Annotated in this window: 2 protein-coding genes and 2 tRNA genes; 2 read left to right on the top strand and 2 right to left on the bottom strand. The window is 59.3% G+C overall.

From position 1 onward, the window contains the following. Window positions 1–196: 196 nt before the first annotated feature. A complete protein-coding gene (locus EOA29_RS31345; RefSeq protein ID WP_126093562.1) occupies window positions 197–634 on the top strand; it encodes a VOC family protein in 438 nt (145 codons plus the stop codon). A gap of 176 nt (window positions 635–810) precedes the next feature. Here EOA29_RS31345 and EOA29_RS31340 read toward each other — a convergent pair. Then, window positions 811–887, bottom strand: a tRNA-Asp gene (locus EOA29_RS31340). Window positions 888–1,105: 218 nt separating this feature from the next. Between EOA29_RS31340 and EOA29_RS31335 the strand changes: the two genes are divergently transcribed. Next, window positions 1,106–1,181: transfer RNA gene (locus EOA29_RS31335), tRNA-Val, on the top strand. Between the two features lie 308 nt (window positions 1,182–1,489). Here EOA29_RS31335 and EOA29_RS31330 read toward each other — a convergent pair. After that, on the bottom strand, window positions 1,490–2,911 hold a 1,422-nt coding region (locus EOA29_RS31330; protein ID WP_145969902.1), incomplete at its 5' end, for a nucleoside-diphosphate sugar epimerase/dehydratase.

Below are 2,911 nucleotides of genomic sequence, written 5' to 3'. Positions count from 1 at the left end.
CTTCATAAATGGCCGCCGGCGTGAGCAGTGCCTTCCTTCAGGTGGCTGCCGGTGAGAAGCGCTTGACGATCCAGCCTTTCTCAACCTCATGCCGGCGCCGCCGCCGTTCTCTGAGATGAACTCGACGCCGGCCATTTCAAGGGCGCCCCGGCGCTTATGAGTTTACGGCCTGGACGGCACCTTGTAGCCTGAACACATGGCACTCAAACGGATGGACAACGTAGGAATCGTCGTCGATGACCTCGAAGGGACGATTGATTTCTTTCGCGAGCTCGGCCTTGAGCTCGAAGGGCGGGCCACGATCGAAGGAGAATGGGCCGGACGTGTCACTGGATTGGGCGATCAGCGCGTCGAGATTGCCATGATGCGCACGCCGGACGGCCACGGCCGGCTCGAGCTATCCCGCTTCCTCACGCCGCCTGTAGTCGCGGATCACCGCAACGCCTCGGTGAACGCTCTAGGCTACCTGCGCGTCATGTTCGCCGTGGACGACATCGACGAGACGCTTGAAAAGCTCCGCCATCGCGGCGCGCAGCTCGTAGGCGAAGTAGTCCAGTATAAAGACGCGTACCGGCTCTGCTACATCCGCGGGCCTGAAGGGCTTCTCATCGGGCTCGCCCAAGAACTCGGCTGAGCGCAATACGACGACAATGGCGAAGGCTCTTGGCCTCTCGATCGTGCGGTGTGGACCAGACGGGCCTCAGGCATACGCGATCGCGGCGGAGCGGAACGAGCGCTGCCAGAGCTTGCGCATCCAGGGTCGGCAGTTGAAACTTCTTTGGAGCGTAGAGCCTAAACCCTTGAAAAGACTGGCGCGAGTGACGGGGCTCGAACCCGCGACCTCCGGCGTGACAGGCCGGCACTCTAACCGACTGAGCTACACCCGCGCACTGACGAGCACGTATAAGGCGTGTTCGTCGTTGGGGCGCTGGATAAGGGGTTCGTTTGCGGGTGTCAAGCGCGGCATGTGAGCATATCAGCAATCAGCGGAAGGTTTTTTGACAAGTGCGCCGGCATTGGGGAAATCCGCCTGACAGCGGGTGCGCCGGCTGTTCATTGGGCCTTGCGAATAGAGCCCTAACTGCTTAAAGGTCCGGCCCGGAGCGGGCGATTAGCTCAGTTGGTAGAGCGCTTCGTTTACACCGAAGATGTCGGCGGTTCGAGCCCGTCATCGCCCACCATATAACCTGCTGAATTTTTTGTTCCCGTCATTGGTTGGCCACGCTGTCTAAAGCGGGCAGCGGTTCACATCAGGGGCTTGTCGAAGGGGTGGCGGATTTTGCACGAAGGAGCGCCAAGACCGTAGCGTCTACCTCGAATCTATCCCGAACGCGCTTGGCAAAGAAGAAAACCTGCAACACGTTGCACAGCGCCGCTGCCGAAGCCAGCAAGAAAGGTCCTCCGACCAAAATCCCGATACAGCATAACGCAACAGTTGCCACTGCCCACGCCACCTGCTGTCTGACGATCCGCCAGCGGTAGGTGACGTTCATTGCCGTAGCGAGCGCGCTCTGCTCATTGTCAGGTGGATATCAGGTCCCGCGGTGAACTCCGGTACGGTCGATTGGAGAAGTCGTAGCGCGCCCTCCACATCCAGATCGTCTACCATGCGCTGCATCTCATCGAAGATACGCACGATCACCGCCCGCTCAATCGATCGTGCGGACGCTGCCAGGATTCCCGGCGAGCCAGTCTCGCTCAGTGTTTCGCTACGGTCGAACAATTCCTCGTAGAGTTTCTCTCCGGGGCGCAGCCCGGTGTAAGCGATTTCAATGTCAGTGTCCGGCCGGCGTCCTGAGAGACGAATGAGGTTCCTCGCGAGATCGGCGATCTTCACGGGTGACCCCATATTGAGGACAAAGATCCGGCCTCGCTCATCAATCTTGTCCGGCTCATGAGCCGCCGCCTGCAGGACCAAAAGACATGCTTCCGGGATCGTCATGAAAAAGCGAACGATCTCCGGATGGGTCACTGTTACGGGCCCGCCGGCCTTTATCTGCTGTTCAAAGAGGGGAACTACCGATCCGGCTGATCCCAATACGTTGCCGAAGCGAACGGTCATGAAGCGCGTGGTGCACGTCTTCTGGTCGAGATCCATTGCCTGGCAATACATTTCCGCCATTCGTTTCGTGGCACCCATGACGTTTGCCGGGTTCACAGCCTTGTCAGTCGACACCATGATCATCTTGGAGACTTTCCAGCGGAGCGCGGCGTCGGCAACATTCCGGGTACCGATGGCATTTGTGAAAATGCCTTCGATCGGCTGCGCTTCGACCATCGGCACGTGCTTCAAAGCAGCTGCATGGAAGATCAGATGTGGCGCATGGGTTTCAACGATATTGCTAATCGCATCCCTCTCACGCACGTTGCAAAGCACGGCGTCGATCCGCGTGTCAGGGCGTTTTTGGGTCAGCTCGGATTTGATGCAGTAGAGCGCATACTCGTTGGCGTCCACCAGAACGAGGCTTAGAGGGCTCAGCTCCGCCACCTGCCGCGCCAACTCGGACCCGATCGAACCGCCCGCTCCAGTGATCATTACGTTTTTGCCGCCAATCATGGCGGCAATCTTGCGCGTGTCCAACTTGACGGGCGCGCGCTGCAGAAGATCCTCCAACTTTATCGGGGTAAGTTCGATCTCCGCATCGATGCTCTTCATGTCGAGCAGGTTTGGGAGCATCAGCAACTCGAGCTTTTGCTGTGCCGCGATCTCCACCAGCTCCTCGAGACTGGCGTACTGCTGAAATTCATCGCGCGATCGAGTGAGGATTATTGCCTCGGCCCGGCGCCCCCGCGCCTCGAACCGGTCCAATATCTGAGGGAGTTTGTCCAGCGGACCCACGACTGGTATGCCCCGGATGGCTCGCCCGGTTCTGCGGCCGCGCTCGTCGACGATCGCAAGCACGTTGACAGA

The organism is Mesorhizobium sp. M1E.F.Ca.ET.063.01.1.1 (assembly GCF_003998155.1).
Taxonomy (GTDB): domain Bacteria; phylum Pseudomonadota; class Alphaproteobacteria; order Rhizobiales; family Rhizobiaceae; genus Mesorhizobium.
Note: the sequence above shows the minus strand (reverse complement) of the source record. Positions and strands in the feature narration are given on the sequence as shown.

What these genes read in the sequence shown, in the direction of transcription:
- EOA29_RS31345 (WP_126093562.1), top strand. Translation starts at nt 197, where the DNA reads ATGGCACTCAAACGGATGGACAACGTAGGAATCGTCGTCGATGACCTC.